This window comes from Lactobacillus sp. ESL0225 (assembly GCF_003692905.1).
In the GTDB taxonomy this organism is placed as follows: Bacteria; Bacillota; Bacilli; order Lactobacillales; family Lactobacillaceae; genus Lactobacillus; species Lactobacillus bombicola.
Genome location: NZ_REHK01000004.1, coordinates 43,584 through 66,801, shown reverse-complemented (window position 1 = coordinate 66,801; position 23,218 = coordinate 43,584). Strand labels below are relative to the sequence as shown.

Below are 23,218 nucleotides of genomic sequence, written 5' to 3'. Positions count from 1 at the left end.
TGCGAATTGACTTCGCTCATTGTTTTGGGTTCTTTTTAAACCCGCACACTTTTGCGAAAACATTATTCAGTTTTCAAGGTACTACCCGCTCCGCTTGTCAGCGGCGCTTTTTCCATTTTATCAGATGTTCTCGACTCTGTCAAGAACTTTTTTCTGACCCGCGCTGCCGCTTCTTTAAACAACAGCGCTTTTTATATTACTAAACTCAGTCGCTTTTGTCAACTAGTTTTTTATATCTTTTTTGCTTTATCGCAGTACTGTCTAGTACTCTCAAGCACAGATAATACTTTACTATTTTTGTTTTAATTAGTCAAATATTTTTTTAGTTCGTATATTAGTCTAATTATTTAATAAATCTACTTTTCTTTTTAAAATAAAAACTGATATTCCTGTAATCTATGAAAGCAATGTTCATTAATTATTCGTAATTTGTCCCTTTTCACTTTAAATTAACTATAAAAATTTATTTCAAAATAAATTTACCTTTAAATAAAAAGGCTACTCCTAATAATTAAAAAACTTTTAGGAGTAGCCTTGCTTTTAGATTAAGCTAGGATTTTTAGTAATTTTGGTCATACCGCCCATATATGGCACCAAAACTTCTGGTACTGTAACTGTACCATCTTCATTTTGGTAGTTTTCTAAAATTGCCGCAACTGTTCGCCCAACTGCTAAACCAGAACCATTAAGTGTGTGTGCTAAATGAAGTTTACCATCTTCATCACGATAGCGAATTTGTGCTCGGCGCGCTTGAAAGTCTGTACAATTTGAACAACTTGAAATTTCACGATATTTATCCTGCGCTGGCATCCAAACTTCTAAGTCGTAAGTTTTTGCACTTGTAAAACTTGCATCACCCGTTGCAAGTGCAACCACATGATAAGGTAAGTTTAATTTTTGTAACAAATGTTCCGCATTAGCTGTTAGTTTATCCAGTTCTGCCCATGAATCTTCTTGTTTACAAATCTTTACCATTTCAACTTTTCTAAATTCATGCATTCTAATTAATCCACGTGTATCCCGTCCAGCTGAACCAGCTTCACTTCTAAAAGCAGGCGACATTGCTGTTACATTTATTGGTAATTTATCTTCGTGAATAATCTCGTCACGGAAATAATTAACTAAAGGAACTTCAGCTGTTGGAATCAATGTTAAATCTAATTGTTTTTCCGGATCATCATTATCAACAATTGTATAAACATCTTCACGGAATTTAGGGAACTGCCCGGTACCTTGCATTGATTCTTCATTAACTAAATATGGTGGAATCATTTCGGTATAGCCCGCCTTTATGTTTTCATCTAAAAAGAAATTGAAAACTGCACGTTCTAAAAGTGCTCCAGCCCCTTTATAATAAACAAAACGTGCTCCTGAAACTTTAGCTCCACGATCCCAATCCAAAATATCTAAATTAGTTCCTAATTCCCAATGAGCTTTTGGTGTAAAGGATAGCTCAGTTGGGTTATGCCATTTACGCACCTCTTGATTATAATCTTCATTAGGTCCGATTGGCGCAGAATCGTCTGGAAAATTAGGTAGACGAAGCAAAATATAATTTTGTTTTTTAGTCAATTCATTAACTTGTTCATCTAATTGCTTAATTTCATCACCAACTTGTCTCATTGCGGCAATTGCTTCAGTCGCATCTTCTTTATTTCGTTTAGCAGTAGCGATTTGTTTGGACACTTGGTTACGTTTTGCCTTTAATTGTTCACTTTGATTCAAGTCCTCACGACGTTCTTGGTCAATAGCAATTAAATCGTCCAATTCTGCTGGCTTAACACCACGTCTAGCCAGCTTATCTTTTGCCCAATCTAAATTATCACGTATCACTTTGATATCTAACATAATTTTCCCTCCATAAAAAAGAGCTGATTCATCCCTAAATTGGGACGAATCAGCTCAATACATGTCTTCGCGGTGCCACCCAGTTTCAATTGCATTAGCAACTGCACTTAATTAAAATGGCGATAACGGTGCCCTTTTCCGTGTAACTCTTAATTACCCACATCATTGAAGTCTGGAAACGACAGTTATTCGCTTCCACCACAGTGCGAACTCTCTAAAAACCATCTTAGGACTCCGTGTTTGTGTTTATTTTAAGCTATTCTGCTTCTTTACGCAAATAGTAATTATTTGTAATTTTAAATTTTTATACTTGTCATATATTACTGCCCTTTAATAACTTAGATAGTTAAAAGAACTATTAACTCAAATCAATTCAACTCAGTCTTAAGCCACTCTGCTTTTTTAAGTAAAAAATATTTTTCTTTGTACGTAAATAAAGGATTAATTTTATGCAAATCAATTTCATACTGATAATGAAAGCCCAAACGCTTAAGTAAATTTTGTGATTTTACATTATTTGTAAATGTACCTGCCCAAATTTCTTCTTGCCTAAGTTGATTAAAAGCCAAGTCAAATAACATCGTCAATGCTTCAGTCATATAGCCATGTCCAGTATATTCTTTATCCAATAAAAAGCCGACCTCTTTTGTCTTTAACAAATCAGCTTCATTAGTTCCTCGTTCATATAATTCAGCCAAACCAATTAATTGCTTGCCTTGCCTCAAACAAATTCCATAGCTATATTGCCGATTAATGTATTGGTTAACTGCTACTCGGGCCTGCTTTAAGTCTTGATAAGATTGAAAGCCAGCCGCATCTTGATAAGATTGATCTTGGCCCCACTTTAAAATTGTCGGTGCATCTGTTAGTTCAAACGAACGTAAATAAACTCTGTTAGCCATCACTTACCAACCAGTTTTAAAAGCCAATCCATCCCAAACATTAAAGCAAAGCTATAAGCAGCTATAGTCCAAGGTTTACCTAAAACTATAATCCAAAAATAAGTTGAAAACTTCATTTCAGTTAATCCGGCAAGTAAACAAAGAACATCGTCAGGGGCCATCGGGGCAACAATACAAATACCAAAGAACCAATTAAACTTGCGTTGGTTTTCTGTCCATTTAATATATTTATCAAAAGTCTTTTCTGAAACAATATGTAAAATAAACGGTTTACCATAAAATCTGGCTAAAAAAAAGTCAATGATTGATCCGATACAAACACCAACATAATTATAAATAAACCCTGCAAGTGGACCAAAAAAGACCACACCACCTAAAAGTGATACACCTCCAGGAATTATTGGGAAAACAACTTGCATAATTTGAATTAAAACAAAAATTATCGGTCCACTGATTCTTTTATCAGCTAAATATGCTTTCATTTTAGCTTGACTAGTAAAAATTCCTAAGCGATACCAATAAATACACAAAAGAATAATAACAATCGCACTGACAATGGTCAGAATATTAATCAATCTTCGACTGGCTTTAGCTGACAAATGCATAATTTACCTCCATTTATTAGTTCTCATTCTACCAAAAAACTAATCTAATTGATTCATTTTTAGTTAATTAAGGATAATGTTTTAAAGATTTTAAAGATTTGGCTTAAATAGCTATTGTAATTATATTCTAAACAATTATGTACATGTTATACAATATATTGGGAGGTTATAATATGACTCAAATTCTAAATAATCTTATTTACGATAACTCAAAAAAATTAACTGTTGACCTTTATATACCAGAAATGCCCGTTACAAACAAAATTTTGATTTTTTGGCATGGTGGAGGTTGGTTTCGCGGCGATAAAAGCGAACTAAAACTATTATGTCTTAAAGTAGCATCACACGGATTTTTAGTATTTGCACCAAATTATTCACTTGCGCCGGCATCTACTTTCCCCACTGCTCACACTGATAGCAACAAGTTTGTTAAATGGCTATTTAATAGCAAATATACCAATTCAGACACAACCATTACACAAATAGGCGCAAGTAGTGGTGGCACAATTGCACTTTATCTAGCTGGTAAATACGGCTTTCCAACTGTTACTTGGTCAGCACCAGTCAGCTATTCTTCTTGGATAAAAAATCATCCCAAAGTCAAGCCGGCAAAAAATGCCCAAAAAGAACTGGGTTTAACAACACTAAACGATATTAATGATGCTTTTTACAAATTTTTCACCCTAACATATGCAGGATCAAGTGATACAACCGTCCTGCAAAAGCTTGATGCTGCATCATACAATTACCAAAATTTACACCAATTATTAATGATTAATTCAACTACGGAATTAGTTGCAACCCAAGACTTACTTGATTTTATTGCAACTTTAGCCCAACAAAATCATGGTATAGATCTTAAATTGATAGCTGGCTCTAAGCATGCTATGTCCTATTCAAAACAATATCTTGATGAATCAATTAACTATTTAATCAAAATCACTGAATAATTTCTTGTAATTACACCGTACCTTTAGCTTGAAAGCGATTTATAATATGTTAAAAAGTATAATTAAAATTAAGGAGATAATTATGGCTAAATATCAATCAATTAATCCATATACTAATGAAGTCTTGGCAACATTTAGCAACCCTACAGCAGAGCAAGTTGAGGATGCTATTAGTTTGGCTCATGCTTTATACCAAAAATGGCGTCACGAAGCACCAAGCAGTCGAGCAAAAACTTTACATGAAATTGCTAATAATTTATATAAAAAGCAAAAATTAATGGCTGAAATTATGACCCAGGAAATGGGAAAATTAATCACTGAAGCCAATCATGAAGTTGAACTCTGCGCTAAAATATGTGATTACTATGCCGAGCATGGTGCTGAGATGCTAAACCCCGAGCCTATTAATTCTAATCTGGGTCAAGCCTATTATTTAAAGCAAGCAACTGGAGTTGTCTTGGCTTGTGAGCCATGGAACTTTCCACTTTACCAAGTAATTCGGGTTTTTGCTCCTAACTTTATAGTTGGTAACCCGATTGTACTTAAGCATGCCCACAATGTACCACAATCTGCTGCTTTAATTGAAAAAATTATTAAACAGGCTGGCGCACCTGAAGGTAGTTTGATCAATCTTTATCTAAATTATGATCAATTAAATAAAGTTATGGCTGATTCACGTATTCAAGGCGTTGCTTTAACTGGTTCAGAACGTGGCGGAGCTGCAGTCGCTGAAAATGCTGGTAAAAATTTTAAAAAAACCACTATGGAACTTGGAGGTAACGATGCCTTTATTGTACTAGAAGATGCTGATTCAAAAATTTTAAAACAATTACTTTACTCGGCTAGAACCTATAATACCGGCCAAGTATGCACTTCTTCCAAAAGAATTATCGCTGTTAAGTCTAAATATAAAGAGGTTTTAGCTCAATTAAAGGATGCCTTCTCAAGCTTATCTGCTGGTGATCCATTAGATAGTAAAACAACTTTAGCGCCAATGAACTCATACATCGCTAAAGAAAAATTAACTAGTCAAGTTGAAGAAGCAGTTGCTAATGGCGCTAAAATTTTTTATCAATATCCAGAAATAAATTCAACCGGTGCCTTTTTCAGGCCAATCATCCTAACCAATGTCACCAAAAATAATCCAGCATACGATCAGGAATTTTTTGGTCCCGTGGCAATTGTGTATGAAGTTAACGATGAAGCTGAAGCAATTGCTTTAGCAAACGACTCAAGTTATGGGCTTGGTTCATCTATTATTAGTAAAAACACTGACCATGCCCGTAGCGTTGCCGCACAAATCGAAACTGGAATGACCGTGATCAACGGAACTTGGATTAGTTCAGGTGAATTGCCTTTTGGTGGTATTAAAAAATCAGGCTATGGTCGTGAACTTAGCAATTTAGGTTTGCTAGCCTTTATTAACGAACACTTAGTTATCGATATGCCGGCAAAATAATTAACAATAATAAAAAGCAGGACGCATAGTCCTGCTTTTTTATTACCGCAATTTTTCTCTTATCAAATTATAACCTGTTAAAAAAGTTGTCATAATACTGGATAAAATCAAAAAATACGTCGAGGTACCAACCGAAACAGCATAAAGCAAAAATTCATTAGTAATATTTTTCAAAAGTCCCTTACCTGCAACACTAATACTAGAAAGTCTTATAATCAAATAAATTAAGAAAATTGATTCAAGTAAAGATAAACTGAATGCTAATAAACGTCTTTTCCTGTTGTCTTTCAAGGTACTGTAAATAATACTCAATGGAATTAAAACAATTAATAACCAAATTAAACAAAGTAATACACCTGAAAGTCTTGTCTCACCTGAAGAAAATAGATGCCCTGCTAACCGAAAAATAACCCGCGTAATTGACATTTTTCCCGTATAAGTAACATCGGATATCGAAGCACCTGAGCCAGCAAACATTACAATTAAATTAATTACGGCCATTAAAATAACTAAAAGTTGGCTATAACCGTAATGTTGCTTACTAAAGGCCTCTTGGTTTGCTTGTTGTCCTCTATTTTTTATAACCTTTCGTTTGGAATTTGCAACACTATTAAAGGTATTAGAAAATATTTGATTGACTTTTTCAGTTAGGCGCCGATCAACAGTGTAACGCTCAATTTTTTCACTACGGATACAAACTACATAAAGCCAGACTAATAAAGCAAAAAAGCAAATCCAACCGATACTGCGTGAAAAGCTCATAAGTATCAATAATATAATTCCTAAAAGCATGACTATCATACTATTGACGCGTAACCATTCTAACATCTTTTGCACAACTAGATTTTGTTTTTGGGGATAAAATTCTTGCCGGTATAATTTGCGACTAGCAATTCTTTCACCAGTTTTATCATTTTCATAATTTGCTTGTAAATGTTTATCAGTAAAAAAAGTATCCCGATATTTTTGTAAATCAAAATGACATTTAGGACAAATTTTATCATTATCAGTAATTGGTCGATTACAATTTGGACAAGTAGTCATAACACGCACCCTTTTGTACATAATATTTGTTACCTTTATCATAAAACAAAAAGTACAATAAAGAAAATTTCTTTATCGTACTTTTTTACTTAATTTAATAATTCCTACTTCTCAAAAGACTTGGTTAAATTAATCCTTTACCCGTCTATTCTTTTTCATTGAAATTCCTTCATAAGTCAACTTAACTGCAGCAGACAAAGTGATTGGCATAATAAAGACCAAAATGATCAAACCAATGATTACAGTTAAAGCAACTTCGATTAAAGTTGGTATACCAGATGGAATTAATGCCGCAAAAGTACCGCCAAGAATAATTGCAGCAGAAATAACAACTGTTCCAATAATTCCACAAGCTTTAAGCATGCGGTCACTAGGTCTATTACCCTCCAGAGCACGGTAACGTGTCATCAAGAAAATGCTATAATCAACACCCAGAGCAATCAAAAGAATGAACCCAAAGAATGGCGTATTCCAAGTTATCATGTCTTTATTTAGAACTGCTTTAACTACCCATTCACTAATTGATAATGAGCAGAAGTAAGCAATCAATAATGTGCCCAAAATATAAATCGGTTGTAACAAAGATCTAGTTACAAAAATCAGGGCAATCCCAATTCCAATCAGCATAATAGCTGCTGTTCTAATGAAATCTTTATTAGCAACTTCCTTAATGTCAGCAATTTTTGAGCTTTCGCCGCCCATTGCTACTACTGCATTTTTAAGGCGCGTTCCAGCAAATGATTTTTCAGCCATTAAACTTAAATCTTGGGCTTTTTTAGTTGCTTCAGTACCACTTGGATTAGACTTAAAGACAATCATTAACATTGCTGATTTTTTGTCAGGACTAAGATAATTTTTAATTGACGTTTGGAAAGTATCGTTTTTAATAAATTCCTTGGGAATATAAAAGGTATCTGCTGCAGACGAACTCGCTAGTCCAGTCAAGTAAGTAGCACCCTGGCCTAAGCCACTGTTAACTTCATCAACACCATTAGTAATCTTAGGGGTACTTGAAGCTAATTGGTTAGCTCCAGAATCTAATTGACCAACACTTGAATGTAATTGACCAATTCCACCATTTAAAGTGGTAGCTCCGGTATTAAGTTGACCAGAAGCCGAGGCTAAACGTCCAACACCAGACTGTAATTGACCCATTTGTCCGGAAACATCTGGCATTGAAGCTGAAGCTTGCGCCCATGATTTTTCAAGAGCAGCACCTGCAGCTTGCATAGCAGCCATTTTTTGCTGTGCTGTTAAGCCAGGTAAGCTACCAATGCTTTTAGATAAATTAGCCTTATAGCTTTGCTCTAAGGTCGCTTTAGTCTGTTGTTGCGCACCTTCTAGTCCTTGCGTCCCACTTTGTAATTGAGAATTCAACTGATTAAGACCGCTACTCATTTGCGCAGTACCAGTCTGCAATTGACCAGCTCCACTTTGAAGTTGACCAGTACCAGTTTGCAATTGACTGGTACCATTAGCTAATTGGCTAGCACCAGCAGAAACCTTTTTTGATGCTTGGCTCAATTTACCTAAACCAGCACGTGCCTGATCAACCCCTTGATTAACAGTATCCAACTGGTTCTTTACATATAACTGATCTATACTTTCGCCATACGGTTGGGTAACCGAGGTTACAAAAGATACATCTTTTGAAGCCTGTAATTGCCTAGTTAACTGATCTAACAGGCGCAAATCTGCTTCATTATCTAATCGATGCTTACTCTTAATATAAAGAACCGATGGCTCAGCCATTCCCTTAGAAAAGTCTTTTTCAACAACTAGCATTCCAGCCTTAGCTGGAACGCTATTTTCAATTTCATCAGTATCATCGTAATTCAAATTGCCCGAGTACATTAAAGCAAAAGGAGTAACTACTACTGCTAAAACAAGTAAATAAACAATTGGATGGGCTAACGTTCCTTTAGAAATACCATGCCATAACTTATCTTCATGTTCACCAGTAAACTGCTTTACTGGCCAAAACATTTTTTTACCTAGAACAGCCATAAAGAATGGATTTAACGTTAACAAAACGATTAATAAAACAGCGACCCCAACTGCAACTCCAACTGCAGACTGATAAATAGAAAAATTAGCTAAACTTAAAGCGGAAAAGCCGATTAAAATTGATGATCCCGAATATAAAATTGTTTTACCAGCAACTTTTAGCGCATTTTTCATCGCTTCATAACGGTTTAGACCCAAACCCAAATCTTCTTTAAACTTATCATAGAGTAAAATATTGTAGTCTGTACCTATTCCAAATAAAACAATAATCATAAAGACTTGTGTAAAATTCGAGAATGGGAAATTTTGATATTTGACTAAGTTAGTTACAATTGAAAAAGAAGTAATAAAGGATACGCCAACTGTTAATAATGAGATTAACGGTACAATTGGTGACCTAAAGACAATAATCAACACGATAAAAATAAAGACAATCGTAATTGCTTCAGTCTTTTTAATTCCTTCTTGAATCGAATTAGAAAAAGCATTTTGTAAGACATCTGCACCAGTGATATAAGTTCTAACGCCATTAGTCTTAACTGCACTAGTCAATTCTTTTTCTACTTCATTAATTGGCGCGTGATTTTTAGCAACATTAATCTGCATAATCCAAGTTTTATTATTCTTAGACTTCAGTTTATTCTTAGTTGCAATGTTATCATCAGGAGCCAATATTTGCTTAATACCATAGTCATCCTGGTTGTTTTTAAGCTTGGCTACAGTTTGATTAATCGCATTTTTATCATCCGCTGATATCGTGCCCTTCTTTTTATTGAAAACAACCGCAATTTGATAGGTATTTTTTTGTTTTGGACCCCAGTCATTCTGAATTGATTGAGCTACTTCACTTTGAACGTCTTGTGGCAGGGAAACATTCGAGTGCTCGCGCGTTAACCCAGTAATATCTGGCAAAGCCACAACAGAAATAATTAAAATTAAAATCCATGCAATTAATGAAAAAATATGATTTTTTAGTAGTTTTTGCACTCTACTTTTCCTTTCTAATTTTGTAAAATATTTTTCGGCTGAACTAACTGTAAAACTAATTCATGATAACCTTGATCAGCTTGGGCACTAGTTTCACCAACAAACGATGCCGAAACATCCAGAAAAACATAACCCAAAACTGCGCCAATTAAAGAATGGAGTGAAACTGTACTGTCACTGCGTAAATGTAATTTATCAGCCAATGCAATTACATTCATAATTTCTTGTGTAATCGCATCGTCTTGTTGATATTCATTCAAATGATACAAGATACTAAATAGTGCTGGGTCATTTAAAATAAAGTTGCGAATAATATCAGCAAATTTAAGCAATGCTTCCTTACCCGATAGACCTATTAAACTATCTGTTAACACAGTAATCATAACTTTAATTCGGTTCGCACCAACTAAAGATAACAATTGCTTACGTCCTGATACATAGTGATACAAAGATTGTGAACGAACACCTAATTCATTAGCTAAATTAGGTAAGGTAGTAGCAGATAGACCCCGCTGAGCAATTAATTCAGTTGCCTTAGCAATTATTTTATCCAGGTCAAGACTTCTTTTTTTTACCAATTTCACTCCTCCTTTTACGGCATAGTGAATAATATAGCACTACACATTGAAGAATACAATCTACAAGCTGTAAATTATTTTTAAGATCCTTAATAACATAAAAAAGAATTCAAAAACTGAATTCTTTTTTATTAAACTATTTAAAAAATTTATTAACTACTTTACCTAACTGACTAAAATTATGATCACTATTACTTAAAATAGCCATACAGTATGTATGCCCACCCATTTGAATCAGAGCAACATTAGCTTTTTTGTCACCGATAGCATAAATTAAGCCACTACCTGTTGGTCCAATTTTGGGCTTATTTTTAACTGAACTTAAGACACCTAAAACCCGGTTAGAGTATTGCCTATTCAAGGTCTTATTTTGATAAAGATTTATCATAATTTGAGCCAGATCTTTAGCTGTGGTTATTGCAACAAACTTGGGTTTCACTTTAGTATCCACTAAACCCATTTTTTTGATAACAAAATTAACTTGGGTTAGTTTTACCTTTCTTAAAAGTACATTAGTGGCTGTTTGACTGCCATTCATCATTGCCTGTCTTAAATAGGTAATGCCATAGCCGATTCCTGGTTGCAATATTTTTTCATCTTTTACCACATCTGCTTTCTTTACCTTAATAACCGTTTTACTAGATAATTTATGGTGTTGCTCTTGATAATAAATAGTTAATAATAAAAACAAGCGACTAACCGAATTAACACTGTGGGCCTTGGAAATGTTAGCAACTTGAGCAAATTGATTATTATTAAGATCCTTTAAATAAACTTGGTAACTTTGCTTTTTACCCATTGTCTGCTTTATTTTTTTAGCCCAGACCAGCTTACTACCACCCGTAATCTTAACTTCGCGCGGATATTCTATTTCTGCAGTATGTGGTTCTTTTATCGACTTAGACTTATTACCATTTCTTTTTTGACTTTGTCCAATAATTTTAATATCTGCATTTTTAGTTTGTTTTAAATTAACAGTATAAAGCATAAAGGCTAGTAAAGTTGTAATAATTGATCCAACAAATACTTTATTTTTCATAAATTTACCTCAATTTAGAAAAAATGATGACGTTTCATTAGAACAATTAGCCAAACCATCAATAAAACTGTCAATACGATAATTATTACCCAGTCCAAAGAACTATGCCCTACTGGTAAACTGACATTCATGCCATAAAAGCCCGTTAAAATTGTTGGAATCGTTAAAACTAATGACCAGACAGTTAAAAACTTCATCGTATCATTTAAATTATTATTCATCATATTATTGGATGTAGCTGACAAAGTTTTTGTTACTTGCTGCGAAATTTTAACCATTTCGGCGGCTTGATTTGATTCAATTAAAACATCGTCAAGACTTTCGCGTGCTTTTTTAGTGAATTCTAATTCTGATAATTTTAAGCTATGAATCATCATTGAATTAGTTTGGATTGAACTAGATAAATAGACTAAACTCTTTTCAATATTTGATAATTCCACTAAGTCCTTGTTATTAATATCTCCTGATAATTTTTTATCAAGACTATTGCGCTCATCATCAAGCTGCGTGATTGCTCTTTGAAAATATTGTGTGGCATATAACATAAATTTCATTAATAACTCAGTCACATCTTGAGAATTGGATAATTCTCGTCGCATTGCATAATCATTAAATTCGTCAAATACATAACCAGTTGCTTCAGTATGGAAAGTAAAAATATTTTCTCCAGATACTAAAAAAGTAATGGGATGCGCCGTAAAATGTTTAATTACTTGCGTAGGCCAAATTGGTACGTCATAGATTAATAAATGGATTTTTGTATAAGTGTCGTAGTCATAATGTGGTCGCTCATGCCGATCAGAAATATATGAAATCATATCAGAAGTAAAATTGAAATCATCTTGTAGCTTTTCACTATCATCTTCACTTAAATTATTGATATCAAACCATTTATATTTAGTTGCTACTGGAAATTTTTGCTCTTTTATCATTTTTCACCCCTGGCTATTTAGTTAAGCAATTAGTAGATTTTTATAACAATATTATCTTACCATTCAAGTAAAAAAACACTAAATAAAAAACAGGCATTAGCCTGCTTTTTATTGCTGCCAAGCAGCATTAAATTTGATTTTACCGGTTCTAATAGTCTGTTCAACATTTCGATTTTTTTGACCAGCAACTAAAATCGATTGCATAATTGGTGTTAACTGACCAAAAGTTGCATTTGCATTTTTAATTACAGGAACACTATATAAGGAGTTGGTATTCATAAGCTCATTTAAATGGGCTGGTAATTTAAATTCACTATTAGCTTGATAGCTATCAGCCTGAACCGCCTTTTGATTAACTGGAATATATCCAGTTGCTTTAGCCCATTTTAATTGGCTATTTTTAGCAGTTAAAAACTTCATAAATTTAAAGGCGGCTGCTTTTTGCATTGCACTAGCACGGCTGAACATATAAATATCTGTTCCTTGCTGCAAAGTATACTTTCCCGGCCGAGCTGCTATATCATAGGTTAAACCCTTTTTACTAGCCTGCTTAATCCAAGTTTCCGTAGATGATGATGTTATCAGCATTGCCAATTTTTGATTAGCAAACGGAATATATAGATACTTATCCGAACCGGGCATTCTAAAATAACCCTCTTTTTCACCAGCAACTAAGTAATTGATAACTTTACTTGATTCTTTACCTGTAAAATCAATTTTACTTGAAAAAGCTTGTCCTTGATTTTTCATTCCTAATACATAGTAATTATTTAAATTATCAAAGCCTGCCCCAACAACTTGGTGGTGACTCTTTTCATAAACAGTCTGGGCAGCCTGCTTTAATTCAACCATCGTTGTTGGCACCTTATTAATGCCATATTGTTTCAGCAGTTTTGGATTATAGACAAGCACTTCAATTGATTTGTTAAATGGAATTCCATATTGGATGTTATTAATTTTGGCACTATCCAGTAATTCTGGCTTAATTTCAGAAGCTTGGCTACTGCCCCAACCAACATCTTTGTTATTTATATATGGAGCTAGATTCTGAAGCATTTTATTTTGGGCAGCGCTTTGTAACCAACCTGGATAGGCCTGAGTAATTGTTGGTAAATTTTTAGGAGATGGCAAAGTTGCCGTTAATTTAGCTTGCAAATCATCATAATTTCCTTGTTGTTCAAGTTTTATTTTTATTTGGGGATTCTTTTCTTCAAAATCCTGAACTAAACTTTTTAAAGTATTTTCTTGTGCTCCCTGCATCCCATGCCAAAAGGTTATCGTAGTCTTTTCTGTTATTTTCGGAATTTTATTGGAATCAACGGTTGAGGATGGCTTATTGCTTGAGCAAGCTGTAGTTACAAATAAAGCTAAATTAGCAACGATAAAAGTCGCTAGCTTTTTAGCAAAGTTCATATTATTTCCTCCAAAATTTATCTATATTTAATTAAACTTAGTAAAATCCAAGTCTTGTTTATTGTAAAGCAATAATGGTTAAATTACAATTAAAAGCACAATAAAATTCGTATTTATTTGTATTTAATACCCTTAGCCAATAATAAAGTTCGCTTTTTATGCGTTTACATAAAATATATCTTTTATACACCATTGCCTGTTCATCTTAATAATTAAGTATTTAATTACAAAAATAAGCCCTAAAAGTGAGACACTTTTAGGGCTTATTAGTTTTTAAATTAATTGCTATTTAATTTTTATTGTTTCCAAGCAGCCGCAAATTTTGCTTTACCCGAATTAATTGCGTTATCTACATCTTGCTTCTTCTGCGCAGCAGCTAAAATATTTTGCATAATTGGATTAAGTTGACCATATGCAGCCCCGGCATCTTTAACAACTGGAACGCTGTAAAGATTCTTCATGGCATCTTCTAACTTAGCCGGAAGTTTAATCTGCTTATTATCTTTGTATTCAGTTGCATCAGCAGCTGCATGATTAACTGGAATGTACCCAGTTGCATTAGCCCACTTAAGTTGACTAGCTTTAGAAACTAGAAACTTAATGTATGTAAATGCCGCAGCTTTTTGTTCAGCTGTTGCATGATTAAACATGTAAATATCTGTTCCTTGTGACATTGTGTATTTTCCAGGACGAGGAGCAACATCATAAGTAAACTTATCGCCAACACCTTGCTTAACGAAACCTTCACCAGCCGAGGTACCAATAAACATTGCTACCTTTTGGTTAGCAAATGGACCTGAAAGATAGTGTTCTGAACCAGCCACTCTGAAGTAACCAGCCTTAATACCGTCAGCATAGTAGTTAATTACCTTCTTTGAAGTAGGACTGGTAAAATCAATCTTACTTGAGAAGTCGACTCCTTCATTTTTCATTCCCAAAGTGTAGTAGTTTGACAATGAATCAAAACCAGCACCAACAACTTTGTGATTACTCTTTTTGTAAATTATTTCAGCATCCTGTTTCAATTCAACCATTGTTGTCGGTGCCTTTTTAATACCATATTTTTTAAAAATATCTGCATTATAAGTCAAAGTTTCAATCGATTTATTAAATGGGATGCCGTACTGCGTACCTGCGATTTTGGCACCATCAAGTAGGGCTGGCTTGATATTAGAAGCTTTGCTACCACCCCAACCAACAGCTTTGTTATTAATGTACGGCGTTAAATCAACCAACATTTTATTCTTAGCAGCTGTATAAAGCCAATCAGGATAAGCCTGGGTAATTGTTGGTAAGTTATTAGGTGATTGCAAGGTCGAATTAATCTTGGCCTGCAAGTCATTATAGGCACCCTGATTTTCCAACTTAACCTTAATCTTTGGATTTTCTTTTTCAAACTCCTTAGTTAAACCCTTAAGCGTTTCTTGCTGGACACCTGTCATTCCGTGCCAAAAAACAATATTAGTTTGCTTAGTTACTTTAGCAATTTTTTCAGAATTATCGGTGCTAGATGACGAAGACGAATGACTACCATTAGAACAAGCAGCAGTCCCGATCAAAGCCATACCAGCAGCAAAGGCTGCTATAATTTTTTTACTAAACTTCATTTGGTAAACCTCCCCAAAAATAAAAATTAAACAACAAGTTTTTGATTAACTAAAGCGTAATTGTTTGATTACGCTTTGGTAAAATCCGTTTTCCAAAAGGGTTCTTCTCAAGCTCCGGATGCAGTGTGTGCACCGGAATAAGTGCTTTAGGTTGAACCTCGCTAATAATTTGCTTAAGCTCTTTTTCATCCGCATGACCTGAGCAACTTAAAGCTTTAAATTCAATCTTTCTATCCATTAATGTCTGTATAAAAGGCTCATATGCTGGATCAAAATCACCTAGTGGTTCAGCATTAGAATGAATATATAAACCTCCTACTTGCAAATCACCATAATTTTTAACTACTTGCCAGAGATACTCATGATCATCAGCGAGCAGTTTCTCATAATCAACTGCCAACTGCGGATTTAAATTTGCAATTTTCTGCTCTCCTGGCAAGTAATAATACAAGTAATCTTGTTGCAAGCTTTCCTTTAGTAAATGTGCTCTCTTAGCATGCAGCACTACCTTGCGCGATGAAAGTTCAAGCAAACGTAACAACCGTTCTACATTAGTTGGATAGGTATTAAAAGTTAATTGCCGTTTTTCATTAACTCGTTCAAGCTGGATGATTTGGTCAGTTAACTCAATTTCAGTTCTGGGACCAGTAAATTCTGCACTAGGTTGAACCTGCTTTTCCTCAGGCCAAGAAACTCCAGTCCCTTCAACAATTAACGCATCACAGCCCCGAGCAGCAGCTAAAAATTGATGTACCCAATCAGGATGATAACCATGCAATCGGATATCCCCCGTATAAGCCAAGGTCTGATTGGGAGTAGTAATAATTAAACCAGTTGCACCATATGCATCATGATCGCTGGGCCAAATGGTTAGTGTTATTTCTCCGATATGAATTGGTACTTGATACTTAGCCGCAATAATTGGCCTAGTATAATTAGGTTTGTGCCCTGCTGCTGGCAAAAGAAAATCTCCATTTTCATTTAAAACAGGTAATAACCGGGCTGTAAGTGGACCAGCATAAAGCGGAATTTCTGGAGCTAAAAAATTCAGAGCTTTACTATGATCAAGATGTAAATGCGACATATATGCTGCAGCGTGCTCCCAACGTTGATGATTAATTGGCTGGCCAGTAAGTAATGGATCATAGAAGTTAGGCACATCCCCAATCAACTGATTTTTAATTAGCGTTGAATAACTTTCATCCGGCAATTCTAATTCCGGCCGATATACTTCACCCAAGTCAAACAAAACATGTGACTTGTTATAAGCAACCTCAATCATCGGTCCGCCAATTGTTGTTAACCCATTATAAAAAGTAATGGTTGTTTTATCCTTTAAGGTCATTACGCACCACCCCTTTAATAATCTGTTTTCTAAAAATGAAATACAAAACTAAAACTGGCAAAACAGTTAAAGTAGCTGCAGCTAGTTGCAATTGCGTCTCACTACCTGCATCTGAAGCAAAAGAAGATAAGCCATTATTGAGTAAGCGCATTGTATCTTCATTAGTTACTAATAATGGCCAAAGAAAGGAATTCCAACCAGAAATAAAACTTAATAAGCCAACTGTGAACAAACCACTTTTAGACATGGGCACAAGAATTTTCCAAATATAGTCCCAATCGCTTGCACCATCAATCATTGCCGCCTTATAAATAGTTGTTGAAATTGACCCAAAATAGCTTTGTAAATAATACATATAAAAAATCGAAGTTAAAAAGGGGAGGACCAGGCCTATATAAGTATTAAGTAAGCCCATTTTTGCAATAGTATTGTAGTTAGTAAAAATTATTGCTTCTCCTGGAACCATTAATAATGACAGTAAAATCATTTGCACAAGGCCTTTACCCTTAAAGCGCAAATTAACCATCGCAAAGGCACCTAAAAGTGAGTTAAATAAACTAACCAAAGTTGTCACACTTGCAGTTAAAATTGTATTAAAAAAGTACCGAGCAAAGGGCGCTCTAGCAAAAACTTTCGCATAATTATTCCACTCAAAATGATGCGGAATTAAGGTCGGGGGAATTGAAGTTGTTTCCTGAAAGCTCATTAATCCACCCAAAATCATATAAACAAAAGGAAAAACAGTAATTATTGCAAAGATAAACAAAATGAGGTAACTGATCAAAACCCCAAAACGAATTCGTTTCATTAATTTTCTCCAATCTTCTTCATCATTTTCCGTTGCAAGAACGTAGCAAACAAAATGAGGAGAAATAAAATTACTGTTGCTGCCATTGCTACACCAGGAGTACCGACAATTTGAAATTTATTATAAATATAAAAAACAGCTGTAGTACCTGAGTTACCAATTCCTGCTTGACCATTAAATAAGGCATAAACCGAAGTATAAATTTTAAAAGCACCAATAATATTCATTGTTAGTAAAAATGCTAGAGTGGGTACCAATTCTGGCATAGTTATCCGCCAAAATTTATCTTTGTCGCTAGCACCATACATATCAGCAATGGTATAAAAATTAGGGTCAATATTACGTAATGCTCCCATTAAAATGACAATATTAAAGGCTAGTGATGTCCAAATACCAAAGATAATAATCGTTACCAATGACCAAGCAGGATCATCAATCCAGTTAGGAGCTGGTAAATGCAATAAGCGTAAAATAAAGTTAAGCATGCCATAATCACCATTAAAGATATAACGAAATACTATCCCAATGGCAATTGTCGAGGTAACATAGGGCATAAAAAAGGTGGTTTCAAAAAATGATTGGTGCTTAACTTTATCAAAAATAATCCAAGCCAGCATAATCGAAATAACCAAACCAAGTGGGACAGAAATAATGGCATATAAAGCAGTGTTTCGAAGTGCAAGCCAAAATTCAGGATCATGAAAAATATACTGATAATTATTTAAACCGCTCCAATGTAAGTCAATCAATGAGCCGCTTTGAAAACTCATTCCCAATGCACGCAGAATGGGATAAATACTAAATAGCGTAACAAAAATAATGGTTGGCGCTAAAAATAGCCACGCTTTTTTCTGATTTGTTTCCATTAGTAAACGCGCTCCCCATCTGGTGTAAAGATAAATATGCGGTCAAACTTCAGCTGTAAGGTCACCTCATCACCCGGTTGAATCGACTCTTCTAAATTAATCAATGACCGAGCTTGCACTTGATCATAGGTGAACTTTAAGATTCGCTCCCGGCCAATTAATTCAACATCATCAACTTTAACATGCAAAAATCCATCTTTTTGGGGCGTAATATTTTCAGGACGTACTGATAATATATATTCACCGTTTGGCAAATTGCGCTTAAAGCGGGAGGCATCAAGCAAAGCAAGTGGGATGGTGAATTGGCTTGAACGCAATTCCTGATCTGTTTTAATAACTTTAAAATTATCAATTACTGGGTTGCCGATAAAATTTGCGACAAAGTAATTATTTGGTTCCAAATAGAAATTTTGCCCTAAATCATCTTGTTGAATGACCCCATCATTAAATAAGATAATCTTATCGCCTATTGACAATGCTTCTTCTTGATCATGAGTTACAAACAAGGTAGTAATGCCAACTGATTTAACTAATGAGCGAATTTCCTCACGAATCTTTAAACGTAATCTAGCATCTAAATTACTTAATGGCTCATCCATTAAAAGAATCTTTGGTTCTTGAACTAAAGCACGAGCTATAGCTACGCGCTGCTGCTGTCCACCTGACAAATTACCTGGCTTTTGATCAGCAAGATCCATAATCTGCGTCAATTGCATATACTTTTGTGCTACTTTTTTAGCTTCAGCTTTAGAGCGCTTGTTCTTGCCAACTGTTAAAGGAAACATTACATTTTGTAAAACTGTCATATGAGGATATAAAGCATAGTTTTGGAAAACATACCCAATATGGCGATCTTTTGGTGCAACTTTAACCATCGATTTACCATCAAAAAGAATCTCACCAGCAGTTGGATTAAGTAAGCCAGCTAACATATTTAAGATAGTAGTTTTCCCACAGCCTGAAGGTCCTAGAAGACAGACCAAATCACCTTTTTTAACAGAAAAGCTTACGTTCTTAATCGCCTCGTGACCATTATCATAAACCTTTCTCAGATTTTTTACTTCAACGAATTTGTTGTTATCCATAAATTTGTACCACTATCAATTTGTATCATATTACTTCTCTTCTTTACTTAATTTTAAAATAAAATCGGTTTTAATACAACTAAGGCTTTGCATTAATAGTTCGTTTTATACCCCAAAAATTGCCAACACCTATTAATAATATTCGTTTTAACTTCTCAAACAGGGAGTTATTAATATTTTTTTGGAGTAAATGTTCTGATTTTTGCTACATGAAAATACACAAAAAAGCAACATCCCATAATGCTGCTTTAATTTTTACGCTTATTTATTATTAGTCAGATTATCCGAACAATTACCATCTTTTTATTATTTTCACAGAAATTAGCAAAAATAAAATTATAAAAATAATTAATATACCTGTCTCACTTGCATTTCATGATTTATCCTTGCTCGTCCATCGCTATAATCAAAGGAGTAGCCAGGTTCAACATTAAACAAATAAACGTTAAAATCTAAACTGTTATCGGTAGAAATAGCTTGTAAATTAATACCACGAGCCATTAATTCTTCGCCACGAAAAATCGGCGTTGCTTGATATATAACGCGTTTTCTTTGTCTTAACGCCTGTCTAACCTTACTTTCAAAAATAGTTTGCACTTTTTGATTTGAAAAAGCCGATTGGGTAAATAAATTTTTAGGGTTATTTTGATCACCAGTCATAGTATCAGGATTATAATTTCCCTCTGCGTCAATTCCAGCAGAAATTGAATAAGCAATCAAGTGCCCCCGATTATAAATTTGACTGCCGTTACGGCGATTGTAATGCCAACCGGTTGGCGCCACAAATTGCCGCGTCCGAAATTCACCATTGGCAATGTTTCTTTTTTCTAAAAAAGCAGTATTAGAGTGGGAAGTTCGATTTAAATCATCTAAATTTGAATAAATGACTCGATTAACCTTCCAGGACTCCTTAATTAACGTCGAATGATTGCCGTTGACAGGTATATAAGCTGCTGTGCCACTTTTAAAATCAATCCTTGCTAACTTATCATAATCTTCTTTAGCTAAACCTCCATATGCCTTTGCTGCGGGTTTGGTATGGTCAATTTTATTATCACTTGGTTGCTCATTTTGAGTAAATTGGTTGATTGTCTGGTGACCACTAGGATCGGTCCCACCCTTAGTTATAACAAACCAAACTAAAAATAAGATAATAATTACTAGAGCCCAAAAGTCATTATTACTACTATTTTTTTTTCGCCTACGTGCCATTCAAATACTCCTTGAACTAATAATAGTTAAGTATATCTAATCGAACTTTTGTTTGCAACAGCAAAAAAGCAAAGCTGCAATGCTTTGCTTTTCAGTTAACTTCTAGCCCATTCATCAATCATATTTAAAAAGTAGCTTTCAGACAAGCGCTTAATTTTAGCTCCTGCTCGATTATATTTCTGTGCTTGCTGCCACAAAAAATTATTTTTACTAAAAAATCCTTCATCTGCTAAAACTAAATAGTTCGTATCAGCTTGAACTGCAATTTGCCCTTGGCCACCCAAATTATTAACCATCTGGATAGCCTCAGACTTACTCATACTCATCTCGTCACTAAATACAATTTTTTTATTATTAATTGGAGGATGAATTCCTAGATCCGCTGGTGCCAATTTAGGTCCTAATAAATCAATATTTTTTAGCTTAGCTTGTGCCTTCATTAATAATTGATCAGTAAAGTGCATGCGAAAGTCATCATAAACTTTTTTGGTAGCAAGCGAATCAGCCAAACCGTGGTGCTCTTCAACTTCTGCAATTCCTGCTCGCTGCATACAATCTAGCAATCGATTACGTTTAAAGGGATAATAAACACGAGCTAAACGTAAAACATCAACATAATCATTATTGAGGCGCGGCAAGTTAAACTTTTGGGTTAAATCATACAGAAAATTTAAATCAAAATTAACATTGTAGCCCACAATAATGTCCTCACCAATAAATTGTCGAAATTCCGCCATCGCTGTCTTTACTGGTACACCTTTACTACATAGCAATTCTTCGGTAATTCCATTTAAATTAGTAATAAAAGTGGGCACATGATTAGACCGCGGATAAACCACTAATTGGCTAAATTGATTAACGACTTTGTTATTTCTAACTTTAATTGCCCCAAGTTCGGTTACATGATCACGGTATGGATTAAGCCCGGTGGTTTCAATATCTAGTAAAGTATAATCATCAATAAATGCTGGCTGTTCTTGCCCTTTAGCGCGCAATTTGTTTTGGGCATCTGAAACATGTAAAATACCATTCGCAATAAAGATACTCATTACTTGTTCCCCTCAATTAAAGCTTGAACTAAGCTAGCTGAATCAGTATTAACAGCGGCACTACGGTTTTGCAATGTTAACGGCAACATAGCTTGAGTATAATCTGCTGCAACATATGACCATTGCTTATATTCGTCCACTAAGTGGATAATTGGTTCAAATAATTGCGGACTTGTTTCATCAACGCCGAGCTCTAAAAAAACAGTTTTTGTAGCTTCATTCCCAGTTAAAAACCAACGAAAACGAGCGTTAGCATCACTATCAGGATAAAAATGTGAAGTAATTGGCAGATGAATTTCCAGCGGTTGACCACAAACAGCACACTTAGGTATAAGTTTTTCAATATCTGTTAAAACTGTAGTTGCCGCAATTTGGGTAGCAACTTTGGTCGCATTTTTTAAACCATGATTAATTCCACTAGAACACTGCATGTTAGTCCAATTACCAAAAATGTTAAAGATTCGATTTTGATTAAAACCCGCTTTTTCAAAAAAATTACCAAATGAAGCAGTAGCGATAAAGTACTTTTTCTTGTTCAGAAGCTCTTTTAATTGTTTCATTGTCGCACTTGGTTTATACATGAGCGAATACTTATTGATTAACTGACTCCAAATAAACCACTTTTCAGACCAGGCTAATTCCTTTAAATCTAATGCTGAACCAATTGAATGAACGTCATACTTTTTGGCAATTAACGGAAAGTCTTGGTCAAAGCTATCTTGTCCTAACAAATCCAGTCCTTCTAATTTAGCAAACTTATTTCCAGCAATAACAATTATTACTTCGGCCTCGTTAACTAGCTGTTGCGCTTTAATCAAATTTTCCATTCAGAGCTCTTTTCTATTTTTGCTTGTAATCAGTAAAAGAAACCTCACCATCTTCAATATCAGCTAAAAAGATATCACTAAAGTCCTGGTAGCCTGCTGCTTTAATCTTTCGTTTTAACCAAGCTTCATCCTTATTCAAAAATTCTAATGCATCTTCATTAACTTGGCCATCATTGATAAGCGGAAAATGAAGATTTTTTTCATCCTTTTTAATTACAGTAAGCTGTCCATTTTTTTCAAAGATACAGTTTTTAACCTTATCCACAGAATATATTCCTTGACTACGGAGCTTAAACATTAGCTCATTGGCAGATATTCCAACTGTCAAGCAGTTTTTAACCAGTACTTTGCCATTTTTGATGATTTGGATAGGTTTGCCATCAATTATTGTTCGCACAAAGTTACTATGCTCACGGGCAAATTTTAAAATAAAGACTACTAGTGTCCATACGATTAAAACTAATAAAAACTGCAATACACTAATATTGGCATTATAAATTACGCCACCAATAATGCCACCTAAAACATAATTCTGCAGTTGATCTAAGGCAGTAGTTGGAGCAATGTTACTTTTACCGAAAACATTAATTTGAAAGATTAATGTTACCACACCTAAAACAAATTTAATAAAAAGTTGCGTATAATCCATCCTGAT

General features: G+C 34.5%; 20 protein-coding genes. 2 read left to right on the top strand and 18 right to left on the bottom strand.

Annotation, left to right across the window (positions count from 1 at the left end):
* Positions 1 to 540: 540 nt before the first annotated feature.
* From serS to F5ESL0225_RS01150, 3 genes are all read right to left on the bottom strand, one after another.
* Positions 541 to 1,848 carry a serine--tRNA ligase gene (serS, locus tag F5ESL0225_RS01160; RefSeq protein ID WP_122024410.1) on the bottom strand — a complete coding sequence of 436 codons (1,308 nt, stop codon included), beginning with the start codon at positions 1,846 to 1,848 and terminating at the stop codon, positions 541 to 543.
* A gap of 368 nt (positions 1,849 to 2,216) precedes the next feature.
* Positions 2,217 to 2,750, bottom strand: coding sequence for a GNAT family N-acetyltransferase (locus F5ESL0225_RS01155; RefSeq protein WP_122021276.1), 534 nt, complete (start codon positions 2,748 to 2,750; stop codon positions 2,217 to 2,219).
* Positions 2,750 to 3,355 carry a TVP38/TMEM64 family protein gene (locus tag F5ESL0225_RS01150; protein ID WP_182431376.1) on the bottom strand — a complete coding sequence of 202 codons (606 nt, stop codon included), beginning with the start codon at positions 3,353 to 3,355 and terminating at the stop codon, positions 2,750 to 2,752. The genes F5ESL0225_RS01155 and F5ESL0225_RS01150 overlap by 1 nt, the downstream gene beginning before the upstream one ends.
* A gap of 173 nt (positions 3,356 to 3,528) precedes the next feature.
* Between F5ESL0225_RS01150 and F5ESL0225_RS01145 the strand changes: the two genes are divergently transcribed.
* Both F5ESL0225_RS01145 and F5ESL0225_RS01140 read left to right on the top strand, forming a co-directional pair.
* Positions 3,529 to 4,305 (top strand): alpha/beta hydrolase fold domain-containing protein, encoded by a 777-nt coding sequence (locus F5ESL0225_RS01145; protein ID WP_122047699.1) that lies wholly within the window; start codon positions 3,529 to 3,531, stop codon positions 4,303 to 4,305.
* A gap of 82 nt (positions 4,306 to 4,387) precedes the next feature.
* Positions 4,388 to 5,764, top strand: a complete 1,377-nt coding sequence (locus tag F5ESL0225_RS01140) for an NAD-dependent succinate-semialdehyde dehydrogenase (RefSeq protein WP_122047698.1) — start codon at positions 4,388 to 4,390, stop codon at positions 5,762 to 5,764.
* A gap of 42 nt (positions 5,765 to 5,806) precedes the next feature.
* On the opposite strand, the gene F5ESL0225_RS01135 is transcribed toward F5ESL0225_RS01140, so the two are convergent.
* The 15 genes from F5ESL0225_RS01135 to F5ESL0225_RS01065 form a co-directional block, all read right to left on the bottom strand.
* Entirely contained in the window at positions 5,807 to 6,808 is a 1,002-nt protein-coding gene (locus F5ESL0225_RS01135; protein ID WP_122021273.1) for a zinc-ribbon domain-containing protein, read from the bottom strand.
* Between the two features lie 129 nt (positions 6,809 to 6,937).
* Complete coding sequence (locus tag F5ESL0225_RS01130) at positions 6,938 to 9,802, bottom strand: MMPL family transporter (RefSeq protein WP_122047697.1); 2,865 nt, start codon at positions 9,800 to 9,802, stop codon at positions 6,938 to 6,940.
* A 14-nt stretch (positions 9,803 to 9,816) separates the two neighbouring features.
* Positions 9,817 to 10,380 (bottom strand): TetR/AcrR family transcriptional regulator, encoded by a 564-nt coding sequence (locus F5ESL0225_RS01125; RefSeq protein ID WP_122021271.1) that lies wholly within the window; start codon positions 10,378 to 10,380, stop codon positions 9,817 to 9,819.
* Positions 10,381 to 10,516: 136 nt separating this feature from the next.
* Positions 10,517 to 11,419 (bottom strand): serine hydrolase, encoded by a 903-nt coding sequence (locus F5ESL0225_RS01120; protein ID WP_122021270.1) that lies wholly within the window; start codon positions 11,417 to 11,419, stop codon positions 10,517 to 10,519.
* 14 nt (positions 11,420 to 11,433) lie between these two features.
* On the bottom strand, positions 11,434 to 12,351 hold the full coding sequence (locus tag F5ESL0225_RS01115; RefSeq protein WP_122021269.1) for a magnesium transporter CorA family protein: 918 nt from the start codon (positions 12,349 to 12,351) through the stop codon (positions 11,434 to 11,436).
* Positions 12,352 to 12,459: 108 nt separating this feature from the next.
* Entirely contained in the window at positions 12,460 to 13,764 is a 1,305-nt protein-coding gene (locus F5ESL0225_RS01110; protein ID WP_122047696.1) for an extracellular solute-binding protein, read from the bottom strand.
* 296 nt (positions 13,765 to 14,060) lie between these two features.
* The gene (locus F5ESL0225_RS01105) at positions 14,061 to 15,371 is read right to left on the bottom strand and encodes an extracellular solute-binding protein (protein WP_122047695.1); all 1,311 of its coding nucleotides are present in this window, start codon (positions 15,369 to 15,371) and stop codon (positions 14,061 to 14,063) included.
* Between the two features lie 49 nt (positions 15,372 to 15,420).
* The gene (locus F5ESL0225_RS01100; protein ID WP_122047694.1) at positions 15,421 to 16,716 is read right to left on the bottom strand and encodes an MBL fold metallo-hydrolase; all 1,296 of its coding nucleotides are present in this window, start codon (positions 16,714 to 16,716) and stop codon (positions 15,421 to 15,423) included.
* The gene (locus F5ESL0225_RS01095) at positions 16,700 to 17,524 is read right to left on the bottom strand and encodes a carbohydrate ABC transporter permease (protein ID WP_090093678.1); all 825 of its coding nucleotides are present in this window, start codon (positions 17,522 to 17,524) and stop codon (positions 16,700 to 16,702) included. Before F5ESL0225_RS01095 ends, F5ESL0225_RS01100 begins: the two co-directional genes overlap by 17 nt.
* Entirely contained in the window at positions 17,524 to 18,390 is an 867-nt protein-coding gene (locus F5ESL0225_RS01090; protein WP_122021265.1) for a carbohydrate ABC transporter permease, read from the bottom strand. Before F5ESL0225_RS01090 ends, F5ESL0225_RS01095 begins: the two co-directional genes overlap by 1 nt.
* A complete protein-coding gene (locus F5ESL0225_RS01085; RefSeq protein ID WP_122024403.1) occupies positions 18,390 to 19,475 on the bottom strand; it encodes an ABC transporter ATP-binding protein in 1,086 nt (361 codons plus the stop codon). Before F5ESL0225_RS01085 ends, F5ESL0225_RS01090 begins: the two co-directional genes overlap by 1 nt.
* A 348-nt stretch (positions 19,476 to 19,823) precedes the next feature.
* Entirely contained in the window at positions 19,824 to 20,687 is an 864-nt protein-coding gene (locus F5ESL0225_RS01080) for a DNA/RNA non-specific endonuclease (protein WP_122047693.1), read from the bottom strand.
* Positions 20,688 to 20,782: 95 nt separating this feature from the next.
* A complete protein-coding gene (locus F5ESL0225_RS01075; RefSeq protein ID WP_122021262.1) occupies positions 20,783 to 21,736 on the bottom strand; it encodes an exonuclease domain-containing protein in 954 nt (317 codons plus the stop codon).
* Positions 21,736 to 22,563 carry a Sir2 family NAD-dependent protein deacetylase gene (locus F5ESL0225_RS01070; RefSeq protein ID WP_118898279.1) on the bottom strand — a complete coding sequence of 276 codons (828 nt, stop codon included), beginning with the start codon at positions 22,561 to 22,563 and terminating at the stop codon, positions 21,736 to 21,738. The genes F5ESL0225_RS01075 and F5ESL0225_RS01070 overlap by 1 nt, the downstream gene beginning before the upstream one ends.
* Before the next feature lie 13 nt (positions 22,564 to 22,576).
* Positions 22,577 to 23,212: a DUF421 domain-containing protein gene (locus tag F5ESL0225_RS01065; protein WP_199688754.1), complete on the bottom strand. Its 636-nt coding sequence runs from the start codon at positions 23,210 to 23,212 to the stop codon at positions 22,577 to 22,579.
* Between the last annotated feature and the right edge of the window lie 6 nt (positions 23,213 to 23,218).

Bases quoted from the DNA above. Each gene is read 5' to 3' on its own strand.
- F5ESL0225_RS01115 (WP_122021269.1), bottom strand. From the start codon at position 12,351: ATGATAAAAGAGCAAAAATTTCCAGTAGCAACTAAATATAAATGGTTT.
- F5ESL0225_RS01100 (WP_122047694.1), bottom strand. From the start codon at position 16,716: ATGACCTTAAAGGATAAAACAACCATTACTTTTTATAATGGGTTAACA.
- F5ESL0225_RS01135 (WP_122021273.1), bottom strand. From the start codon at position 6,808: ATGACTACTTGTCCAAATTGTAATCGACCAATTACTGATAATGATAAA.
- F5ESL0225_RS01110 (WP_122047696.1), bottom strand. From the start codon at position 13,764: ATGAACTTTGCTAAAAAGCTAGCGACTTTTATCGTTGCTAATTTAGCT.
- F5ESL0225_RS01065 (WP_199688754.1), bottom strand. From the start codon at position 23,212: ATGGATTATACGCAACTTTTTATTAAATTTGTTTTAGGTGTGGTAACA.
- F5ESL0225_RS01145 (WP_122047699.1), top strand. From the start codon at position 3,529: ATGACTCAAATTCTAAATAATCTTATTTACGATAACTCAAAAAAATTA.
- serS (WP_122024410.1), bottom strand. From the start codon at position 1,848: ATGTTAGATATCAAAGTGATACGTGATAATTTAGATTGGGCAAAAGAT.
- F5ESL0225_RS01075 (WP_122021262.1), bottom strand. From the start codon at position 21,736: ATGAGTATCTTTATTGCGAATGGTATTTTACATGTTTCAGATGCCCAA.
- F5ESL0225_RS01105 (WP_122047695.1), bottom strand. From the start codon at position 15,371: ATGAAGTTTAGTAAAAAAATTATAGCAGCCTTTGCTGCTGGTATGGCT.
- F5ESL0225_RS01120 (WP_122021270.1), bottom strand. From the start codon at position 11,419: ATGAAAAATAAAGTATTTGTTGGATCAATTATTACAACTTTACTAGCC.
- F5ESL0225_RS01070 (WP_118898279.1), bottom strand. From the start codon at position 22,563: ATGGAAAATTTGATTAAAGCGCAACAGCTAGTTAACGAGGCCGAAGTA.
- F5ESL0225_RS01140 (WP_122047698.1), top strand. From the start codon at position 4,388: ATGGCTAAATATCAATCAATTAATCCATATACTAATGAAGTCTTGGCA.
- F5ESL0225_RS01085 (WP_122024403.1), bottom strand. From the start codon at position 19,475: ATGGATAACAACAAATTCGTTGAAGTAAAAAATCTGAGAAAGGTTTAT.
- F5ESL0225_RS01090 (WP_122021265.1), bottom strand. From the start codon at position 18,390: ATGGAAACAAATCAGAAAAAAGCGTGGCTATTTTTAGCGCCAACCATT.
- F5ESL0225_RS01150 (WP_182431376.1), bottom strand. From the start codon at position 3,355: ATGCATTTGTCAGCTAAAGCCAGTCGAAGATTGATTAATATTCTGACC.
- F5ESL0225_RS01080 (WP_122047693.1), bottom strand. From the start codon at position 20,687: ATGGCACGTAGGCGAAAAAAAAATAGTAGTAATAATGACTTTTGGGCT.
- F5ESL0225_RS01095 (WP_090093678.1), bottom strand. From the start codon at position 17,524: ATGAAACGAATTCGTTTTGGGGTTTTGATCAGTTACCTCATTTTGTTT.
- F5ESL0225_RS01155 (WP_122021276.1), bottom strand. From the start codon at position 2,750: ATGGCTAACAGAGTTTATTTACGTTCGTTTGAACTAACAGATGCACCG.